This window comes from Kaistia terrae (genome assembly GCF_026344005.1).
GTDB classification, from domain to species: domain Bacteria; phylum Pseudomonadota; class Alphaproteobacteria; order Rhizobiales; family Kaistiaceae; genus Kaistia; species Kaistia terrae.
In genome coordinates, this window is the sequence record NZ_JAPKNH010000001.1 from 545,595 (window position 1) to 566,816 (window position 21,222).

The 21,222-nt window shown below is 62.9% G+C and carries 14 protein-coding genes; 8 read left to right on the forward strand and 6 right to left on the reverse strand.

All coding sequences use genetic code 11. The annotated features are described in order from the left end of the window. The first annotated feature begins 2 nt into the window (after window positions 1–2). Entirely contained in the window at window positions 3–923 is a 921-nt protein-coding gene (locus tag OSH12_RS02565; protein WP_266341931.1) for a sugar phosphate isomerase/epimerase family protein, read from the forward strand. A gap of 16 nt (window positions 924–939) precedes the next feature. Then, window positions 940–1,998, forward strand: a complete 1,059-nt coding sequence (locus tag OSH12_RS02570) for an endonuclease/exonuclease/phosphatase family protein (protein ID WP_266341932.1) — start codon at window positions 940–942, stop codon at window positions 1,996–1,998. Window positions 1,999–2,147: 149 nt separating this feature from the next. Here the strand turns inward: OSH12_RS02570 and OSH12_RS02575 are convergent, their stop codons facing one another. The 4 genes from OSH12_RS02575 to OSH12_RS02590 form a co-directional block, all read right to left on the reverse strand. Beyond that, window positions 2,148–3,377, reverse strand: a complete 1,230-nt coding sequence (locus OSH12_RS02575) for a DUF763 domain-containing protein (protein WP_266341933.1) — start codon at window positions 3,375–3,377, stop codon at window positions 2,148–2,150. A 94-nt stretch (window positions 3,378–3,471) separates the two neighbouring features. Beyond that, window positions 3,472–5,262, reverse strand: coding sequence for an aminodeoxychorismate synthase component I (pabB, locus tag OSH12_RS02580; protein ID WP_266341934.1), 1,791 nt, complete (start codon window positions 5,260–5,262; stop codon window positions 3,472–3,474). Window positions 5,263–5,428: 166 nt separating this feature from the next. Next, the gene (locus tag OSH12_RS02585; RefSeq protein ID WP_266341935.1) at window positions 5,429–6,076 is read right to left on the reverse strand and encodes a cysteine hydrolase family protein; all 648 of its coding nucleotides are present in this window, start codon (window positions 6,074–6,076) and stop codon (window positions 5,429–5,431) included. A 61-nt stretch (window positions 6,077–6,137) separates the two neighbouring features. Continuing rightward, entirely contained in the window at window positions 6,138–7,346 is a 1,209-nt protein-coding gene (locus OSH12_RS02590) for an AI-2E family transporter (protein ID WP_266341936.1), read from the reverse strand. 385 nt (window positions 7,347–7,731) lie between these two features. On the opposite strand from OSH12_RS02590, the gene OSH12_RS02595 reads away from it, so the two are divergent. Continuing rightward, window positions 7,732–7,983, forward strand: a complete 252-nt coding sequence (locus OSH12_RS02595; RefSeq protein WP_266341937.1) for a GlsB/YeaQ/YmgE family stress response membrane protein — start codon at window positions 7,732–7,734, stop codon at window positions 7,981–7,983. A 382-nt stretch (window positions 7,984–8,365) separates the two neighbouring features. On the opposite strand, the gene OSH12_RS02600 is transcribed toward OSH12_RS02595, so the two are convergent. Continuing rightward, window positions 8,366–9,973, reverse strand: a complete 1,608-nt coding sequence (locus OSH12_RS02600; RefSeq protein WP_266341938.1) for a bifunctional aspartate transaminase/aspartate 4-decarboxylase — start codon at window positions 9,971–9,973, stop codon at window positions 8,366–8,368. 207 nt (window positions 9,974–10,180) lie between these two features. Then, window positions 10,181–11,329, reverse strand: a complete 1,149-nt coding sequence (locus OSH12_RS02605; protein WP_266341939.1) for a porin — start codon at window positions 11,327–11,329, stop codon at window positions 10,181–10,183. Window positions 11,330–12,049: 720 nt separating this feature from the next. Between OSH12_RS02605 and aspT (OSH12_RS02610) the strand changes: the two genes are divergently transcribed. The 5 genes from aspT (OSH12_RS02610) (at window position 12,050) to OSH12_RS02630 (ending at window position 20,943) form a co-directional block, all read left to right on the forward strand. Continuing rightward, window positions 12,050–13,741 (forward strand): aspartate-alanine antiporter, encoded by a 1,692-nt coding sequence (aspT, locus tag OSH12_RS02610; protein ID WP_266341940.1) that lies wholly within the window; start codon window positions 12,050–12,052, stop codon window positions 13,739–13,741. A gap of 185 nt (window positions 13,742–13,926) precedes the next feature. Then, on the forward strand, window positions 13,927–16,638 hold the full coding sequence (locus tag OSH12_RS02615) for an aminotransferase class I/II-fold pyridoxal phosphate-dependent enzyme (RefSeq protein ID WP_266341941.1): 2,712 nt from the start codon (window positions 13,927–13,929) through the stop codon (window positions 16,636–16,638). 78 nt (window positions 16,639–16,716) lie between these two features. Beyond that, on the forward strand, window positions 16,717–18,408 hold the full coding sequence (gene aspT, locus OSH12_RS02620; RefSeq protein WP_266341942.1) for an aspartate-alanine antiporter: 1,692 nt from the start codon (window positions 16,717–16,719) through the stop codon (window positions 18,406–18,408). A 229-nt stretch (window positions 18,409–18,637) separates the two neighbouring features. Beyond that, the gene (locus OSH12_RS02625; RefSeq protein WP_266341943.1) at window positions 18,638–20,017 is read left to right on the forward strand and encodes a DUF3300 domain-containing protein; all 1,380 of its coding nucleotides are present in this window, start codon (window positions 18,638–18,640) and stop codon (window positions 20,015–20,017) included. A gap of 11 nt (window positions 20,018–20,028) precedes the next feature. Next, the gene (locus OSH12_RS02630; RefSeq protein WP_266341944.1) at window positions 20,029–20,943 is read left to right on the forward strand and encodes a DUF2950 domain-containing protein; all 915 of its coding nucleotides are present in this window, start codon (window positions 20,029–20,031) and stop codon (window positions 20,941–20,943) included. Window positions 20,944–21,222 lie beyond the last annotated feature (279 nt).

Below are 21,222 nucleotides of genomic sequence, written 5' to 3' on the forward strand. Positions count from 1 at the left end.
TCATGACCCAAGACCTGATCACGCATGTGGGCTTCAGCACCACGTCCGGCGAAGGCGATCTGAACCATCTTGAGGCCTCGCTCGCCCGCATCGTCGAATTGGGCGCCGATGTTGCCGAGCTTTCGCTCTGTGGTGACGACCTGATCACCGGCGGCCGGGTGATCGAGAGCCGGGCCAAGCGTCTCGCCGATATCTGCGCCAAGTTCCCGCTGCGTTACAGCGTTCACGGCCTGATCGTTTCCAACTTCATGGACGCGGTGAACCTCGACTACCAGACCGCCGCGGCCCGCGCTATGGTCCAACTCTGCGCCCGCGTCGGCTCGGACACGCTCGTCCACCACAGCGGCCATGCACCGATGGCGCCGGCCCGCGTCATCGCCGGCTACGACCGGATGCAGCAGGATGCGCTGACGGAATTGGCCGATTTCGCCGGCAAGCATGGCGTCCGCGTCGCGCTCGAGAACATCTTCTCAATCGGCGACGAAATGTATCGCCAGCAGCCGTCCGAGGTTGCCGCGACGGTCCGCGCCATCAACCACCCGAACGTCGTCGCCACCATCGATTTCGGCCACGCCTATATCGAGGCGACCCGCACGGGCGGCAACTTCCTCGACGAAGTCACGGCGATGGGACCGGTTGCCGGCCATCTGCACGTGCATGACAGTTTCGGCCGTCCCTACACGATGTCGAAATTCTACCACGCGAGCGAGGCGATCGCGCTCGGCATCGGCGATCTGCACCTGCCGCTCGGCTGGGGCGACCTGCCGTGGGAGACGGTGTTCGACACGATCGACGTCCTGCCGGGCACGTCGCTGATCATGGAGATCGGCGAGCGCTTTGACGCGGACCGTGCGGAATCGATCGAGCGCGCCCGCGCGCTTGCCGCTCGCCTCAACGCCCGCCACGCTGCCCTCGCGGCCTGATCCGATGAGCCCCGCAATGCCCCTGAACGAAGCTGCTGCTGCCTCGCTGGATCTGGTGACCGTACTGGTGCCGAAACTGCCGGCGCCGTCTTCCGCTTTGCTTCAGGAGGCGTTGCGCTCGGACAAGACGAGGGCGGAGCATGATCGCCTCGCCCTCGACCTGCCGGCGTTCAATGCCGTCGAGACGCGTGGGCCAGCGCCTGTGATCCGGCCGGATGGTCCACTCCGCATCGCGGCCTGGAATGCTGAGCGGCTCAAATATCAGATGCCTTCCGCCGATCTGGTCGCCGGCGTCTCGCCGGACATCCTGCTTCTGTCCGAGACGGACCTCGGCATGGCGCGGGCCGGCAACCGGCACACGACGGCCGATCTCGCGAGCGCGCTCGGCATGGGCTACGCCTATGGTGTCGAGTTCCTCGAACTCGGCCTTGGCGACGACCGTGAGCGCGCCTGGCATGCCGGCGAAACCAATGCCGTCGGCTTCCACGGCAATGCGTTGCTGTCGCGCCTGCCGTTCAGCGACGTGGCGCTGATCCGGCTCGACGACGGCGCCGTCTGGTGGGTGGATGCCAAGGATGGCGAACATCGGCTCGGCTGGCGCATGGCGATCGCGGCGAAGGTCGAGACAGGGCAGGGGCCGATCTGGACGGTCGTCGTCCATCTCGAAAGCAAATCCGACGCGGCCGACCGCGCGCGGCAGACGGCAAGGCTTCTGGTGGCGGTCGAGGGCTTGGCCGGCGACCTGCCTGTCGTCATCGGCGGCGATCTCAACACCAATGCCCTGATGGGGCATACGCCCGCAAACTGGCTGGCCGGACCGCAGAAGCACGAGCCTCTGTTTGCGTTGATGGCCGAGGCCGGTTTTGGCTGGCAGGAGGCGAATACCGCAGATGCGACATTGCGCATGCGCCCGGACGGCACGCCGCTGCCGCCCTATTGCCGGATCGACTGGCTGCTTTCGCGCGGTCTGACGGGCTCGAACCCGCGTACCGTGTCGGCATTCGACAAGGCCGGCAACGCAATCTCCGACCACGATTTGATCGTCGCAGATTTCGCGTTCAACGACAGGGTCTGAGCCTAGACACCCTACCTCGGGCGTCATCCCGGACGCAGCGAAGCGGAGATCCGGGATCCATGCAGCTGGGTTCCTCTCTCGGCAGCCGCTTCGGCGGAATGGATCCCCGGTCGAGCCGGGGATGACGGTGGGGATATGCCTGAGGGGCTCTATTCCCAGCCGAACACACTGCGGCCGGCATAGCTCGCCGACCGTTCGCGTTCGTCGGCGATCATCTCCTCGACGCTCGGGCCCGTGGCGATGCGCTCCAGCCGCCGCGACTGCTCGTCGAGCCGCTTTAGCGCCGCCATTTCCTCGGCCTCGCCGAGCTTCGCCTTCTGCACGGCCGAGGTCATGACGCGGATCGTGTGGTCATAGACCCTGAGCGGCACGGGGAAGGGGTGGCGGTCCTTGCCGCCATGCGCGAACGAGAAGCGCGCCGGGTCGCTGAAGCGATAGGGCGCGCCATGCACGACTTCCGCCACCATGGCCAGCGCCTGCACCGTGCGCGCGCCGACACCCGGCACCAGCAGCAGATCGGCGAAATCGACCGGCCCCTGGTCGGCCGCCGCCGCCAGCGCGCCATGTAGCCGCCGGGTGACGACATCGCTGGAGCGGACGTCATGATGCGCCGGCATGATCAGGTGCGGCAACAGCATCTGGTCAGTCGCGGACGGCGGCGGGGCCGTCTCGGCGCGGATCGCGGCGAATTCGAGAGCGATCTTGTCGGGGCCGAGGTCGGCCAGCATATCGAGTTGGCCGCTGCGCGACGCCTCCGCGCGCTTGTCGGTCAGATTGACGATCTCGCCCTGTCGCTCGCCATCGATTGCCGCATGCGGCTCGTCGACGAAGCTTTTCAGGCCTTCGGACTGCCAGTGATAGCGGCGCGCCTGATGGCTTTCCTCGTTCATGCCCTGCTGGATTACCACCCAACTGCCGTCATCTGTGACGATGAAGCCGTGCAGATAGAGGTCGAAACCGTCCTGGATCGCGGCGCTGTCGACCTTGGCGACGAGCCGGCTCGCCTTGGCCATCGCCATGCCGTCAAAGCCGACGCGGTCGCCGATGCCGATCAGTTCCTGCGGCGTCAGGCGCGAATGGCGGCCCTTGCCGCCGCAGACATGGATGCCGAGTTCGCCAGAGAGTGGCGCGAGCCCGCGCTTTAGCGCGCCGAGCACGCTGGTGGTGATCCCCGACGAATGCCAGTCCATGCCCATGACCGCGCCGAAAGACTGGAACCAGAACGGATGGGCGAGACGGCGCAACAATTCGTCGCGGCCATACTCCTGGACGATCGCCTCGCTGATGACGGAGCCGAGCTTCGTCATCCGGTCGGAAAGCCAGCGCGGCACATGCCCGCCATGCAGCGGCAGATCCGCGCTCCCGGCTCGCTTGGCCATGGTTCAATCCGTTTGTGATGATGCGTTTGCCGTCATCCTAGCATAGCGGATACAGCTGCAGGCACGCCCTTGAGCAGAGCAGACGCTGCGCAGGCTACATCATCTGCCCTGGTCTCAATCCGCGAAGACTATTGCCCAAGAACCAACGGGGCGCGGTGGCGAGGTCTTCGGGGGTGAGTTGCTGTTCGATCGCGTCGCCCGTTTCGAGCAGGTGCTGGCGCAGGATTCCGGGCAGGAGGCCATCGGCGAGTGGCGGCGTCAGGAGCAGGCCGTCACGCTCGACGAAGATATTGTTGCGGGTTGCTTCCGTCACGAAGCCTGAACGGTTCACGAGGATCGCTTCGTCCGCGCCCGATGTGGCCGCCTCCGCGAAGGCCGTTTCATAGAGTTGGCGACGCGTCGTCTTGTGGCGAAGGAAGGGATCGCCGGCATCGGCGCGCAGGCTGGCGATGATCGTCATCACCGGCCGATCCGGTTCGGCCGCCAGCGGCGGGGCGATGATGTCGAGAGTTCCGTCACGGCGAAGTTCGAGCCGCACGCGGTGATCATTGTCCGGATGGAACGTTTCTGCCAGCGCCTCCAGTCGTGCCTCTGTGTCTGCCCAGTCAAAGCGGAAACCGAGTGCCTTGGCCGATGTGGCGAGGCGGGCCAGATGCAGATCTAGGCGGGCTAGTCCTTGATCCGTCGATCCACGCAGCGTTTCGATCAGGCCGTAGTCTTCCGCGAGATCGGTCAGCACGCGGGCCTTGAGCAGACATTCGGCATATTCGGCCGAAGCCTGCGAGTCCGCCACGATGCCGCTGCCGACGTCGTAGCGGCCATTTCCATCGGCGAACAGGGTCGCGGTTCGAATGGCGACGTTAAAGCGAAGGTCGCCATTTGGTGCGATAGCACCGAGGGAGCCCGTATAGACGCCGCGGGGTGCTGTCTCCAGTTCGCGGATGATCTCCATCGCGCGTAGCTTCGGCGCACCCGTGATCGAGCCGCAGGGGAAGACTGCCTGAAGCAGCTGCGTGAGCGACGTGTCCGGCAACAGGTGCGATGTCACCGTCGAGGTAAGGGCGTGGAAGGTCGCGTAGCTTTCGACCTCGAACAGGCTGGGCACCGTGACGGACCCGATTTCGCTGATCCTGCCGAGGTCGTTGCGCAGCAGATCGACGATCATCAGATTTTCGGCCCGCTGCTTCGGGTCTTCGCGAAGCTCGACCTTTGCGGCGCTGTCGGTCTCTCTTTGACGGGGCACCGTGCCCTTCATCGGGCGAGTCGTGGCCTTGCCGTCCGAGATTTCCAGAAACAGTTCCGGCGAGACGGAGAGAATGGTCGTGTCGTCGAAGGCGACGATGCCGCCATGAGCCACGGGCTGGTTGGCGCGTAGCGCAGCGTAAAGCGCCAGCGGGTCGCCCTCATAGCGGAAGTCGATCGGGAAGGTGAGATTGACCTGGTAGGCATCCCCCGCTGCCAGATAGTCGAGGACGCGATTGACCTTCTCCGCATGGGCGAAGGCGTCCATCCTCGGCTCGATCGGACTCGGCGGTTGGGGTGGTGGCAGTTCCCCGAAAAATGCGTCGAGATCCCCGCCCGCGATGGTCGTGGGCTCGCGAAAAAGTCCGATCCACAGCAGCGGCAGCGCGCTTCCGGCCGGCATGGAGGCGATAAGGCGCTCTTGCAGCGCGTAGCCAAGTTCGTAACCGAAATAGCCGGCCGCATGCAGCCCGCGCGCAAGGCCCGCCTCAACTCGTCGCAACGCAGCCTCGATATCCTCGCCCGCGTAGCAGCGGATGATCTCGACCGGATCGTGATAGAGCCTTGCGGCGGCCGAGGTTGAGAGGCGGTCTTCCAGCAGAACGAAGGGGCGCGACAACAGAGCGGGAAGGGCAGGCGGCATCGGTAGCGTTGTCCTGAGCGTATGGGAGCGCCTTGTTCGGCTGGCACACTTCATAGCCTGAGGTATGCCGATTTACGACACCCAGTCCGGCTCCAGAACCCGCAGGCGCGGCATCCTCCAGCCAGAATGAGGACGGGATGCACTTGTCGACGAGTTAGGCACCCGCTTATGCCGTTAGCCCCAGTGCCTCAAAACGGCTGGCAACAGTTGCTGTATCCGAAACCCAGCAGTAGCCGCCAAATGCCTTCAAGGCATTGGCATGCCGTTCGGGGGTCGGCGCGGCGCAGGCGTCGGCGACGCAGGTAACGAGAAAGCCGCGATCTGCGCCGTCGCGCACTGTCATGTCGACGCACTGGTCGGTCAGGATGCCGGCAACGACCAAATGGCGAATCCCGAGATTGCGAAGCAGATAGTCGAAATTGGTCGAGTTGAAGATACCGGATGAGGTCTTCGGCAACAGGATCTCGTCACCGATTGGGGCAACAGCCGGCGAAGGCAGCCCAGCCGCGAGGCTTGGCGGAATGTGGATGGGTGTCAGCTTGTGGTCCAGCGAGCGATCGCGGCCATCCTCGGTCAGGCTCCGAATGATGGTGTGCAGCACTTCAACGCCAGACGCCCGCGCCGTCGCCAGTAGCCGCTGCTGGTTCGGAATCACCGTCTCCCGGGTCTGACGGTAAAAGTAGTGATTCGGCCCCCAGTCCGCGTGATCGGGATCCAGGCCGGGCTCCAGCCAGATCCGTTGCATATCAACGATAAGCAGCGCAGTCTCGTTGCGTCGGAAGGGTTCATTGCGGCGTGGTAATGGCGAACTCATGAGGCGGAATTCTCTCTGGTTTCAGCTTGGGCGGTGACCGCGCTTGTTCGCACTCCGGCAGCTAGAGCTGCTCGATCTCAGGGCGAATGTCCGCCTGCACGAGGGTTGGCTCCAACTTCGCGATCGCCGGTTGTGAATCGGTCAACTCGATGTCGCGCACCCACTCGCGCCAAATCGCGACGAGCAGGGCCATGAGGACGGGACCGATGAAGAGACCTAGAAAGCCCAGTGTCTTGACGCCACCAACGAGGCCAAAAATCGTCGGCAGGAAGGGCAGCTTGATCGGTCCCCCGACAAGCTTCGGACGCAATGTCTTGTCGACGATGAACAGCTCGACCGTTCCCCAGATGAACAGGCTGATGCCTGCGACAAGCGATCCGCTGGCTGCGAGGTATATGGAGACCAGCGTCATCGCCAGCGGCGCGCCACCTGGAATGAGCGCCATCATTCCGGTGATGACGCCGAGGGTGATCGGCGACGGAGCTCCGGCGATCCAGTAGGCGAGGCCGAGCACGATGCCCTCGCCGATGGCGATCAACGTCATGCCAGTGACGGTAGCGCTGATCGTGGCAGGAACGACGCGCGAGATTCGCTCCCACCGCATCGGAATGATGCGCTCGCCGATCAGGTCCACCTTGGCGACGAAAAGCTCGCCGTCGCGGAACACGAAAAACAAGGTTATGAGCATGAAGATGAGGGTCAGCAGCAGGCCGAACAGGCCACCACCCGCCGCGAGTACCGCGCGATAAATGTTGCCAATATTGGCGCCGCTGACTGCATAGATCATTTCGCCAATGGCGCCGGGACGCCCGACATACTCCGCCCAACGTGCCGAAAGCCATTCGCCGATTCCGGGGATGTTAGACATCCACGCGGGGACATCGGAGCCAAACCGGTTCGTCTGAATTGCCCAGGCCGAAAGCGCACGAACCTCGTCGATGGCATACCAGGCCGCGATGGCGATCGGTACAATCAGGAACAATGTGAAGAGCGCGAGCGCGACGGTCGCCGCCACCGTCCGGTTGCCGCCGGTAAAATCCACGATGCGGCGATAGATCGGCCATCCGGCAAAGGCGATGACGAGGGCGGCCAGAACCGGAACGACAAAGCTGTGAAAGAAATAGATTCCGGCGATGGCGATGAGGATCAGGAGCCAGCGCGCGGCCGAAAGCGGAGCGATCAGCCCGGATCGCGACGAACCGGCGAGGCCTAGAAGACGTGGTTCACGCGTCGGTATTTGAGTTTCCGCAGGGGGGCGCGTGTCAGGCAAGTCATTCTCTCCAATGGGTTAGCGCGGATGAAGCGGAATACCGATATGGCTTGATCCCGGCGAACGCCAACCCAACGCCAGTGTGGCGGATGCAGCCGCCCATGCCAACGCACCCAGTCTTGCATATTTGGATGTCACCTTGTGATCAGGCGGGATGGCCGTTCGTCGCACCGGTCCCTCAAGCGGAAGTGGGCGCGGTTCGCGCGTGGGTTGCCATCCAAGGTCGCGCGCCTTTTAGGCGCGTCTTCAGGGTGCCGCCTTGGTATGGCTTGGTTGTCTTTTTGTCGATGCGACTAGATCTCGGGTCCATTTGAGAGAATCGCTATTGCCGGCAAATGTTCAACGTGCCTGAATAGTCATGTTGTTCGCAGAACGGGAGGTCAGCATGGACGACACTAGCGTAGGTTGGATCGCGGCCATCATCATCGGCGGTATCGCCGGCTGGATCGCTTCGAACATCATGAAAAGCGATACCGGAATTCTCACCAATATCATTCTCGGCATCGTCGGCGCGGCTGTGGCCAGCTTCCTGCTGGGCCTCGTCGGTGTCGGCTTTGCAGGCTGGCTTGGCTATCTTATCGCCGGCCTCGTCGGCGCCTGTATCCTGATCGGTGTTGTGCGCGCGGTGAGGCGCTGATCTCGTTCGACTAAACGCCCGGTGCGGTCGCAGCTGTTCTGCGACCAGCGCAACAGCCAAACATCGCTCCGGGCGGATGCGAAACGGCTATGCATTCCAAGCTATGGCTTGAATGCGGCATGAACTGCCGGTGCCATGGCGAGCCTCTTCTCAGCCAGCCGCGAATTCTTCCGACGGACAGGGAACTGCTCTAAGGCCATCTCCCCTCACGTAGGGCTCGCCTTGGATCGTGCCGGCGATCGCCTCGACCTATGGCGAGGCCTCGACGAAGCTCGCGAGCAAGGCCGAGCAACCGAGGATCGACGGGGTCATCAAGCCCAGCCCTCCCAACCGGACCGAATGACCCTGCCATCGACCAATTATTCTTCGCCTTGCTGACAATCTATTTCTTTTGCAGTGCCTGGAAGGTGTCGACATAGCCGCGCCCTACAGCGCGGACTGCGCGGCCGATGTCGTCATAGGCGTCATCAGGCAGGTTGGCGAACGACACGCGCACGCTCCAGTTCGGCGCGTCGAACCCGCCCCCATTCAGCAGCACGATCGAATGGTCCTCGGCTAGACGATAGACAAGGTCGAGCGGATGCAAGTTCTTCTTCAACCAGGCGACGATGTCCTCGCCGACGTAGCGGCGAAGCCAGAACTCGAAATCGATGGTCCCATAGTATCCGGCGAAATTCGGATTGGGCTGGACATCCAGCGGCAAGCCCTCAAGCAGGCTGTTGACGCGACGGTTGCATATCTCCATGCAGGCTTTTTGATAGATTTTTTGGGTGTCCATCAGTTCGCTGATGGAAAACATCGTCATCATCACCTGCTGGGGCAAAGACAGGCCGGCCGTGTGATTGAGCGCGACGTCGCGGCTGTCGGCGACCATCCGGTCGATCATCTTCAACGTTCGAGGCTCGAGCGTGATCGAGATGTAGCGCTTGTCGAGGGCTTCCAGTTCCTTGGCCGGAAGCTTGGTCAACATGTCGTCGAGGATGTTCTTCTCATGCAGCGCGATCACGCCGAGGCGCCACCCGGTGCAACCGAAATACTTTGAATAGGAATAAACGCCGATCGTGTTGTGCGGCAGTTCCGCCATCAGCGAGCGGAAGCCGTTCACGAAAGTGCCGTAGACATCATCGGTCAGCAGGATGAGGTCCGGCCGCTTCGTTTTCACAAAGTCGACGAGCTTCTTCATTGTGGCAGGGTCGATCGCCATCGAGGTGGGATTGCCCGGGTTGACGACGAAGAACGCCTTGATCTTCGGGTCCGCGAGCTTCTGGATCTCCTCGTCGGAATACTGGAAACGGTTCTCCTGCGCGGCCTTGATATGCACCGCGTGGAAGTCGTAGTCCTCCAACTCGGCGATCTCGATATAGGGGGTGAAGATCGGCGTGCCGATCGCGATGGTGTCGCCCTTCTTGAGGATGCGGTTGGCGATCAGCGACTTGAAGATGTAGCACATGGCCGCCGTGCCGCCCTCGACCGCATAGAGGTCGTATTTGCCCGAAGGCGGCTTGTCGCCGCACATCGCCCACATCAGGTAGCGGTGGGCGACCTGCTCGGCGTGGACCAGCATCCGGTCTGGAACGGGATAGTTGTCGCCAATGATCGAGTCGGTAAGCTCGAAGACAAAGGCGTCGGCGTCAAAGCCCATGACCTTCACGCCGTGATCGACCATCCTGGATAGGAAGTCGGCGCCGGGCATGTCGGCATGCTTTTCCAGCCACGCCTCGAGGCGCTCGGCGATGCCGCGCATCTGCGGCATTCCAGCGAGCCCGGCCTTCGGATTGTCCATCGAACGGCGGCATTCGGTCAGGGCGAACTGGCCGAACAGAAAGAAGCCCTCGCGCGCCGCCGTTGCAACCCAATTGGGGTTGCCGCGGCCGGCATTCAGTAGGGCATGCGCGGACTTCTGCGCGCTCCGCTTGGCAAGCTTGAGGAGGCCGTCCTTGATCTCGAACGGGCTCATCTTCTCGTATTCACGGTAGTCGATCGTGGTCATGATGATACTCCCAGAATACCGAGCAGGACGTCATTGCCTGCTTTGCCTCTAGAGCCGTTCATCGGTTCGTCGAAATTGCTTGGCGGCTCTATCTCTTTGCTCAATCGCGCTTTCTTCACCCGCGAACCGGCACCCACTTCGCTCGAAGTGGGCGGCTAGCGGAATGCTGGATCATCTTCAGGATGCGGCGCGGCTTGCCGGCCGGCCTCAGAACTTCACCCTGGCTCCCGCCAGGACGGCATAGCTTTTGTCGAGTTCCGCACCCGGCTCCTCGTAGGAATAGGACCGAGCGCCGAGATAGAGCTCGGTTTGAAGGTAGTCGAGGTTCTGGACGAGTTGCGCGCCATAGGACGTGCTGCTGCTGTCGGCGGCGTCTATGTCCTCGCCGAAATAGGCGTCGACGGAGAACGCGGTCTTGCCGACCTCGAAGATCTCGGTCTGATAGCCGAGCTTGAAATAGCCATAACGACCGTCAACGACGTCTTCATCCGAGTAGGCGGCAGCGACAGTGAGGCTCAGTCCTGACGGCTGATGCAGTACCGATATCGATCCGTCGATAAGCGACTGGTCGTCCGCCGGCTGCGAATAGGCCAGGGCGCCAGAGACTTTGAAGGTGTCGAAGGTGTTCTCGTAGCGCGCAGCCACGTCCCAGACCGTGACGTCCGTCGTCTGGGGCACGACCTGCGTGCCGACGGATGTGGACAGGCTGAAACCGGAGAATTGCGGCGTGTCGTATCGAATCCGCATCTTGCGGCTCAGGCCGTCGAAATTAGTGAAGGTGTCCTTGACCTGGATCGAAGAGAGCTCTCCGTCCGAGAGCCTGTAAAATGGTCCGCCGGCCATGTCTGCAACAAGCGAATATCCGACCACGCTGGTGCCGGAAAGATCGACTTCCGCCGTCGAGTCTGAAGCCATGCTGCCCTGTCCGAGCCACAGCTTGCCGTAAGTCTTGGACTCCAGATAGAGCTCGGCCTTGCGGAGCAGGTTTGTTTCCCAGTCGAAGTCGCCACGATTGAGCTGGTTAACGTAGTTGGTCGAATAGGGATTCCATTCCCATTCGAGATTGCCGCCCATTACCCAGTCATCGTTGATAACCCCGTAGAGGCGGAGGCCGGCGCGGGTCGACGAGTTGCCGTTGTCGACCGGGCCGTATCCCAGCGTCGAGCCGCCATCATCGAAGATCAGCAGCCCCTTGTTGATCTGGCCGTAAAGCTCAATGTAGTTGTCGGGCGTGCCTGAGCGAAGTTTTGGTATCAGGGTCGCCTTGGCCTTGGTGGTTTCGGCCGCCGTCGGGGTCGCGGCGTCGGCTGCACTGGCCGGTACGGCCAAGCCCATCGACGCGAAAGGCAAAAGCATGGCTGCAGCCAACGCCCGTCGATAAGATCGCATCTCCCGTCTCCGCTCATTTCGATCCGCAGTTGCAAGCGGCGACCGCCTGACGGCGTGCGTCGCAGGGGGTATTCAAGTCGAAAGCAACTTGGAACATGACTTTCGTCGCTGTTCTAGACGGACATCTGGCGAGCGCTCAAGCGCGTTGCCGTTGCCAAGAGAGGCCTTTGCGGCGAGTAGCTGGATCGCCCCGGCGCCGTCGATGCTCCGACCGGATGCGGCGGCGCTAGCCTTCGCTGATCCTGCGCAGGACACGAAGCCGCAAATCGTTGCGCCGACACAGCGCAGGTCGCTTTTAAAACAACCCCTCGTTGGTATGCGCGAATGAAAGCCTCCCCTGACCTGCAGGTTTACGAAGTATTGTTCGGCGTTGTCGTCCAGATAAGAAGATAGTTAACTAGAAAAGAATAGGAAAAATGGCTTTACCATTAACTGCCGATGTCTGGGTATCAACGAATCGCAGTTATCGGAGGCTTTGTGGTTTTTATTAAGAAATTTTAATGTCGCACGAATTATTTTTGAATTAATGTCGTGCCGCATTTTGCAATCTTTACATTGATTACCCTTCGTCACATATGATCGTAGCATCTTGAAAGAATCTTTCAAGAGAGTAGGGTCTGATCGTAATCATGGTACTTGCAGTTAAAAATTTCTGCTGACCGTTCTGATGCATGGGGGGATTCCGCTATGTTTGATTGGTTTGTGGCCACGCTTCGCAGTTATCCGGAAATCGCTTTATTCCTTTCGCTTGCCTTAGGTTATTACTTTGGTTCCTTTACTTATAAGGGGCTCGGTCTTGGCGCCGTAACGGCGACGCTGATCGCCGCGGTCATCATCGGCCAGCTCGGAATCACAATTTCCCCGCCGCTCAAGGCGACCTTCTTTCTTCTGTTTTTGTTCGCGATCGGCTACGGCGTGGGGCCGCAATTCGTGAGGGGCATCGCCAAGGACGGTGTTCCGCAAGCGCTGTTCGCGGTGGTCGTCGCGGTGTTCTGTCTCGGCGCGCCGTTCATCGCAGCCAAGCTCGCCGGTTACGACGTCGGATCGGCCATTGGACTCTATGCAGGGTCCCAAACCATCTCTGCCTCGATGGGGCTGGCGACGGACGCCATCGGCCGGCTGGGCTTGCCGCCGGAGGAGACCAAGCGGCTGCTCGACGCCATGCCGGTCGCCTATGCCGTCACCTATATCTTTGGAACCGTCGGCTCCGCCATTGTATTGGCGCTGCTCGGACCGGCGCTGCTCGGCATCGACCTCGAGGCGGAATGCAAGCGCTATGAGGAAGAGCACGGCGGCAAGAAGCAGGAAGGTGGCGCGGGCACCGCTTGGCATCATTACGAACTCCGCGCCTACAAGGTGCGCGAGGGCGGTCCGATCGTCGGCCAAACAGCCCACAACGCCGAGTCGATGGTCCCCAATCAGCGCTTGTTTATCGAGCGCATCCGCCGCGACGGGAAGATCATAGACGCGACGGCGGAAACGGTGATCCAGGCGGATGATATCGTCGCCGTCGCAGGCCGCCGCGACGTATTGGTCAGCCTGCTTGGCCACGTGGCCGACGAGGTCGATGATCGCGAGCTACTCGCGGTGCCAACGGAAGGCGTCGACGTGCTGGTCACCAACAAGCAGGCAGACGGCAAGACGCTCGCCGAGCTGGCGCAATTGCCGGCGTCGCGCGGTGTGTTCCTCCGCCGGATTACGCGCGGCGTCACGGGGACCGAGATTCCGATCCTGCCGAACACGAAGGTGAACCGCGGCGATATCCTGACGATCGTCGGTCGGACCCAGGACACGACCGCGGCAGCAAAAGCGCTCGGCGTCGCCGATCGCCCCAGCGATATTGCCGACGTCGCCTTCATTGGCGCCGCGATCGCGATCGGCGCGCTGATCGGTGCGATCGTCTACAAGATCGGCAGCGTACCGCTGACGCTATCGACATCGGGCGGCGCGCTGATTTCCGGCCTCTTCTTCGGTTGGCTGCGCTCTGTCCACCCGACATTCGGACGGATCCCGTCCTCGACAGTCTGGTTCATGAATTCGGTCGGCCTCAACATGTTCATCGCCGTGGTCGGGATCTCGTCCGGCCCCGGCTTTGTCTCCGGCCTGCAGCAACTCGGATTCAGCCTGTTTCTCTGGGGCATCTTCGCAACGACCGTGCCGCTGGTGCTGGCGATGTATGTCGGCAAATACGTGTTCCGGTTCCACCCCGCGATCCTGTTAGGGGCCTGTTCGGGCGCCCGAACGACGACAGCTTCGCTCGGCATGATCAACGACCGCGCCAAGAGCCAGATTCCCGGGCTCGGCTATACCGTCACCTATGCGGTCGGCAACACATTGCTGACGATCTGGGGAATGGTCCTCGTGATGATGATGGCCTAGCGGCAGGGGCTCCGGATCAGGCTCCTCGCGGGAACTCTGGACGAGGGGGGCGTCCATCCGTGGCCGGCTCATTCGTGATGCGTCGGGCTCGTTCCAGGTGCATGCCATCTGCCGCCGGAAAAGAAAAATCGCGATGAAGTCGGCGGCAGGACCGCTGGCACCAATCAGGACATTGGGAGCGCGTCATGGCACGCAAGAACGCACGGATCGACCAGTTCCTCCTCATCCACTCGGCCCGCGCCGATAACTGGCGCGAGATCACGACCCTGGCCGATGCGTGGGCCGCCGGGCGCGGCGAGCGTGCGGCGCTGGAAGCCGCCATCGCCGAGATGGATAGTGTGGAGGAATTCCATGCCTATCCCGGAGCGCGGCTGCGCGGGGCGCTGACGGAGCGGATTGCCACCAACGATGCCGGTGGGGCGGCGAAGCTGGCGCGCCGGATCTCCAACGGACTTCTCACCCGGGCCTATCGTGATCGTCCCGGCGAATGGGACGTGCATGATGAAGGGGCGACGGGCGAGCTGGCAGACCTGTTGCCGCCGACGACGGGCGATGTCGGATTGCGACGCCCCTATTTCGAGGTGTTGTTCGTCAATAGCCAGCCGGCCGCCCGCTGGCCCGCCTTCACGGCGGAAGTGCGAAGACTGCGCCGAACGGAGGATGCCTTCATCTACGAGCCCGTCATGGCGGGCTCGTTCGAGGATGCCCTCTGCGCGGTGGCCTTAAATCCCGATATCATCTCTGTCGTTTTGGCCGAAGGCTTCCCCTATCGCTCGCGCCGCGATGCGCCGGTCCTGCGCTCGGTGCTGGATCCGCTCGGGGAGTCGGAGGGTCCGGACATGTCGGCGCTCCGTCTCTCGCGGGCGCTAAAGCGGATTCGCCCCGAACTAGACATCTATCTTCTCTCGGATCGCCAGGTCGAGACGATTGCCGGCGACCCCGCGGCGGATGCCGTGCGGCGTGTATTCTACGCGGTGGAGGAGTTGCTTGAATTGCACCTCGCCATTCTCGAGGGGGTGCAGGACCGCTTCGAGACGCCGTTCTTCGACAATCTGAAGAAATATGCGCGACGGCCGATCGGGACGTTTCATGCGCTGCCGATTGCCCGCGGCAAATCGGTGTTCAAGTCCGACTGGATTCGCGACATGGGCGAATTCTACGGCCTCAACCTGTTCCTGGCGGAAAGCAGCGCGACAACCGGCGGGCTCGATAGCCTGCTGGAGCCGACCGGCACCATCAAGCGTTCGCAGGAGATGGCCGCGCGCGCTTTTGGCGCCGACCACGTCTTCTTCGTGACGAACGGGACATCCACCTCCAACAAGATGGCGGTGCAGGCGCTACTGGCGCCTGGGGACATCGCGGTGGTCGATCGCAACTGTCACAAATCGCACCATTACGGCATGGTCCTCACCGGTGCGCAGCCTTACTACGTCGAGGCATTTCCGATGACGGAATACTCGATGTATGGGGCCGTTCCGCTCGATACCATCAAGCGGGCGCTGCTGGCCCTGAAGGCGGAGGGCCGCCTTGACCGGCTGAAGCTGCTGGACCTGACCAACTGCACCTTCGACGGACACATGTACAATGTCCGGCGGGTGATGGAGGAGTGCCTCGCGCTCAAGCCGGACCTCATCTTCCTTTGGGATGAGGCGTGGTCCGGCTTCGCCCGCTTCTCGCCCTTCCTGCGTCCGCGCACGGCGATGGGCGCAGCGGCAGATCTTGAGGATTGGTTGCGGGATCCGGATTCCGTCGCCGCCTACGAGAAACAGCAGGCGGAACTCGGCGAAAGCCCGTCCGACGAGGCGCTGCTCGCCACGCATCTGATCCCCGATCCGCGGCTCGTGCGGCTTCGCGTTTACCAGACCAATTCCACCCACAAGTCGATGTCGGCGATCCGTCAGGGCTCGATGCTGCTGGTCAAGGACGTCGACTTCCATACCGTGGAGGCGCAATTCCATGAGGCGGTCTTCACCCATGCCTCGACCAGCCCCAACCAGCAGCTGATCGCCAGCCTCGATGTCGCGCGCCGGCAGATGGAGCTGGAAGGCTACGGGCTGGTGATGAACGCCATCGAGATCGCGTTGAAGATCCGCCACGCGGTGAACTCGCACCCGCTGATCTCAAAGTACTTCCGTGTGCTCGGCGCGGACGAGATGATCCCGGAGGCCTACCGACAGTCCGGCTTCCAGGACTATCTCGCGCCGGGCTCTAGCTGGGGCACGGTGATCAAGGCGATGCGGGAAGACGAATTCTACCTCGACCCGACCCGCATGACACTGGTCTGCGGGACCGCCGGCTTCGACGGCACGCAATTCAAGGGCCTGCTGGCGAATGAGTACGACATCCAGCTCAACAAGACCTCGCGCAACAGCGTGCTGTTGCAGTCGAACATCAACAACACGCGAAGCGACGTCGCCCATCTCATCCGCGTCCTGGTCGAGATCTGCCACGGCATCGAAAAGCGCCTGGCCGATGGCGGCGAGGGCGAGCGCGCGACCTTCGCGGCGCGGGTCAAATCGTTGATGACCGACGTGCCCGATCTTCCCAATTTCAGCCATTTCCACGAGCTGTATCGCGGCGATGCCGGGCGGACGACGCCGGAAGGCGACATGCGCTCTGCCTTCTTCAACGCCTATGACGCCTCGGTCTGCGAATATGTGCCGCTGAATGGCGCCGAGTGCGACAAGCGCCTGCGCGAAGGCCCCGAAATGGTCTCGGCCAACTTCGTCATCCCGTATCCGCCGGGCTTCCCGATCATGGTGCCGGGCCAGGTGCTGACGCAGGAGACGATCGACTTCATGCGCAAGCTCGATGTGAAGGAAATCCATGGCTACGAGAAGGCGAGGGGACTGAAGCTGGTGAAGCCCGAGGCGGTTTTGGCCAAGGCGAAACGCTGAGCAGCATGTCGGGACCCGGCCGCGCCCGTGCATCGGGTCGGCCCGGGTCTCTGTCCGGCGAGCGGAGAAGCGCAGATCATGGTTTGGCTCGAACAGTTCCTGGTCAAATATCCCGAACTCGCCGTGTTCTTCGCGATCAGCCTCGGCTACTGGATCGGCGGGATCAAGATCGGCGGCTTCGGCCTCGGGCCGGTCACCGGCTCCCTGTTCGCGGGCATCCTGATCGGGCAATTCGCCGAAGTGCCGATCGCGGGCATGGCGAAATCCTTTCTGTTCCTCCTGTTTCTCTTCGGCATCGGCTATTCGGTAGGTCCACAGTTCCTGCAAGCGTTGAAGCGGGACGGGATGAAGCCGGTTCTGCTGGCGGTCGTCGTGTGCGTGACGGGACTGCTGACCGCCGTCGCCGTTGCGAAGATCCTTGGCCTCGACCCGGGCTTCGCGGCGGGCCTTGTTTCCGGCTCCTTGACCGAAAGTCCGGCCATGGGCACGGCGACCGAGGCGATCCAAGCGCTTCCCCTGCCGGAAGCCGAGCGAGCGCGCCTGGTCGCGCACATCGCGGTGGCGGATGCGGTCTGCTATATCTTCGGCGCTCTTGGCGTCATCCTCTTCTGCAGCGTCGTCGGTCCCAAACTGCTCGGCATTGACCTGACCGCGGAAGCGCTCAAGCTGGAGCAGGAGTTGGGCATCAAGCGTACGGCGGCCGGCGTTGTCTCGGCGTGGCACAGGTTCGAGTTGCGCGCCTACCGGATCGCGAAGGATGCGCCGATCGTCGGGCTGTCGCGGGCGGCCGCCGAGGCAAAATTCCCGGAACACAGGCTTTTCATCCAGCGTGTGCGGCGGCAAGGCGCAATTCTGCAGCCGACCGAGGACTTCCTCGTTGAAGCCGGCGATGTGATCGCTGTGTCGGGACGGCGAGAGACGCTGGTCGATGTGCTGGATCCCCGCGCCGAGGAGGTCGAAGACCGCGAACTGCTGGATATTCCGGTCGCGGCGGTGGAAATGCTGCTGACCCATCGAGAGCTCGCCGGCCGAAACCTGGAAGATGTTGCGAAGGAGGGCTGGGCGCGAAGCCTTTATCTCGCTGGCATTACGCGCGGCGGGCAGGACATCCCGCTTGGGCCGGGGGTGACGCTCGAACGGGGCGACATCCTCCGCCTGATCGGACCGGAGCCGGTTGTGGCGGACGCCGCCAGACAGATCGGTGTCACCATCGCGCCGACGACGGCCACGGACTTCTTCGTGCTTGGCCTGGCGATCTTCCTGGGCGGACTTGTCGGCGTCCTCGTCACCTTCCCGATCGGCGACATCCGGGTTTCCCTCAGCACGAGCGTGGGGACGCTGATCGCCGGGCTGGTGGTGGGGCACCTGCGGACACGCTTCCCACTGTTTGGTCGGATACCCGATGCAGCTGTGTCGCTGATGACCTCGCTAGGCCTTGCCGCCTTCGTGGCGATGACCGGCCTGCATGCTGGACCGGTCTTTGCCGCCGCCCTTGCTGAAGCGGGTGTCGGCCTGCTGTTCGGCGGCATGATCGTCACTTCGATGCCGATGATTATCGGGCTCTACTTCGGGCGCTACGTGCTCCGCATGAACCCGATCCTGCTGCTCGGCGGCCTCGCCGGGGCGCAGACCATGACGGCGGGTATGGCGGCCGTTCAGGATCGATCCGGCAGTCCGGTGGCCGTGCTTGGCTATACGCCGACCGTGCCGATCGGCCACATCCTGCTGACGACATGGGGAACCGTGATCGTCGGGATCGTCGCGAGCTAGATCCGACGGCCATCCTGGAGGGCGGCTGGATCCTTCGCTAAGCATGGGCGCGGCTCGTAGGGGCGGTGCCTCATCTCGAAGAAACGGTCAAATAAATTTTCGATTCGCGTGTAGAGAAAATTGTCATAGTGGGTAATTTTCGATAATATCGGCCTCTTGGTTGAGCATCAAGGTGAAGCATATGCTTGTCTTGCCGCGTGGCATACGGGTTTTGGACTTCGTGTTCCTGATGGCGACTGTTTTTGTCGCGACCGCGATTCCCGCCCGAGCGAAGGAACAACTCGTAGCGCAGGCTCCGGCGCCTCCCGTTCCGGAGCCGTCGCCAGCCGCGCCAGCGCCTGCCGCCGCGCCGACTGCTGACACGGCCGCGCCTACCCAGGCTGTACCGGACGACGTGTTCAGCGAGGCGGAACTGCGCAAATTGCTGGCGCCGTTTGCCCTCTATCCGGACACGCTCCTGGCGCAGCTTCTGCCGGCCTGCGCTTACCCGGTCGACATCGTCCAGGCGTCGCGCTGGCTTGGTAAGAACCGGTCCGCCGTCGCCAAGAATGACTTCTCCGGAGTCGACGCGCAGAACTGGGATCCGACCGTCAAGGCGCTGGTGCGATTCCCGGACATCATCGCGAGGCTCAACGACGACCTCGACATGACGACGGATCTCGGCGACGCGTTCGTGAACCAACCCGATGATGTCGCCGCGATGATCCAGGAATTGCGCCGCGAGGCGCAGAAGGCCGGGTCGCTCAAGACCACCAAGCAGCAGAGGGTTACGGTCCAGGACCAGGGCGGCACCGATTATGTCGTGATCGAACCGGCCGATCCGGGCGTGATCTACGTGCCGACCTATGATCCGCAGACGGTCTACTATGACAGCTACGGCAGCGGCGACGCGCTCGCCGCCGGCATCATCGGGTTCGGCGCGGGCATCGCCGTCGGCATTGCGATCGACAATGCCTGGGATTGGGGGCGTGGCTGGGTTTATCCGCCGCGTTGGCCGGGCTACCCCGGTTACCGTCCGGGCGGCGGCAACAACATCAATATCGGCAACAACATCAATATCGGCAACGACATCAACATTGGCGGTGACACGCGGCCCTGGCGGCCGGACGGTGACCGTTATCGTCCGGGTCAGGGCAGCAAGCCCGGCCTTGCCAACCGGCCGAATGCGCCGGGTGCCGGAAACCGGCCTGGTGCTGGCAATCGACCGGGCATTGATCGCCCGAATGCCGGCAACCGGCCGGAGACGCGCGACCGTCCCAATGCCGGAAATCGGCCGAGCGCAGGCAACCGGCCCGATCGTCCCGCGAGCGCTGGCAAGGGTCAGCGTCCTGGCTCGGGCGCCAAGCAAGCGGCGAAACGCCCGGCGAAGAATACAGCTTTCAGCAACGCCAAGATGGGCGGCAAGGGCTCCAAGGCTGTGTCGAACCGTGGTTCGTCGAGCCGGCAGTCGGTCGCAAGGCCGTCGAACAGCCGGCCTCAGATGAATCGGGGCGGCGGTGGCCGCCAGCAGATGTACAGGGGTGGCGGCGGGCGTCAGCAGATGCACCGCGGCGGCGGCGGTGGCCGGCAAATGCATCGTGGTGGTGGTGGCGGACGCGGAAGGCGCTGAGGAAAAAGACCATGCGAAACATAGCCTTGCCAGCTCTTGCCATCCTGATCGCCTGTGTCGCCGGCGGCGTCACCCGGCCAGCCGTCGCGCAGCAGGTCTTCCCCTCCGCCGAGGCGGCCTCGACCGCGCTCGTCGCGGCGGCGAAGGCGCCCGAGAAGGGAATGCTGGACAAGATTTTTGGCCCCGGCGCCCAGGATGTGATCGCCTCGGGAGACGAAGCGGTCGACAAGCAGCGACTGTCCGATTTTCTCGAACTGGCGAGCAAGGGCAGCACCGTCGTCGACGGCGAGAACGGAGCCAAGGTCCTGACTTACGGGGCTGATCTCTGGCCGTTCCCCATTCCGCTGAAGCCAAGCGGTGGCGGATGGACATTCGATCTCGCCGCGGGTAAGCAGCAGATCGCCGACATGGCAATCGGCCAGAACGAACTGGTGGCGATCGGCGTCTGCGACGACTACGTGGCCGCCCAGAACGAATATTTCCAGACCCTGCATGACGATGAGCCGGTGCAGCAATTCGCTCGTCGGCTGGTCAGTCAGCCCGGTCGGCACGACGGCCTTTACTGGGAGCCCGAGACGCCAACGGATCGCAGTCCGCTTGGCGATCGGATCACGGCGGCGGCCGTACGCAGCAGCGACGACCCGTCCGCGCCCCGCTCCTATAACGGCTATCGCTACCGCGTCCTGACCCGTCAGGGACCAGCGGCTCCCGGTGGTGCCTATGATTATCTCGTCAATGGCAGGATGCTGGCGGGCTTTGCCCTCGTCGCCTACCCGGAAAAATGGGGCGAGACGGGCATCATGACGTTTCTGTGCGACCAGCGCGGCAATGGCTATCAGCGCAACCTCGGCGCCTCAAGCGACGTGGTCGGGCCGCAGATCCGCAGCTTCAATCCCAGCGCCGCTTGGAGCCCCGTGCTGCCCTAGAGGCGGTTCCAGACACTCCACCTATTCCGCTTCCGCCAGTTCCAAGGTGGCCTCTTCCGTCGGATCACTATGACTTCATGCTGCCGGGCGCGGACGCCAGCGCGCGGATTGCGTCTTAGGCTGACCTTGCGCTCGTCGGCAATCGCGTCGGGATCGTAACCTGGTGTAGGCCCCGCAGGCCGTAGTCGCTGCAAATTGATGTGCCGGTTCCGAGATGTGACGTAAGTTACGGTAGCAGACATAGGCATGGCGAATACCGCAGACGGCTGACCCGGAGGA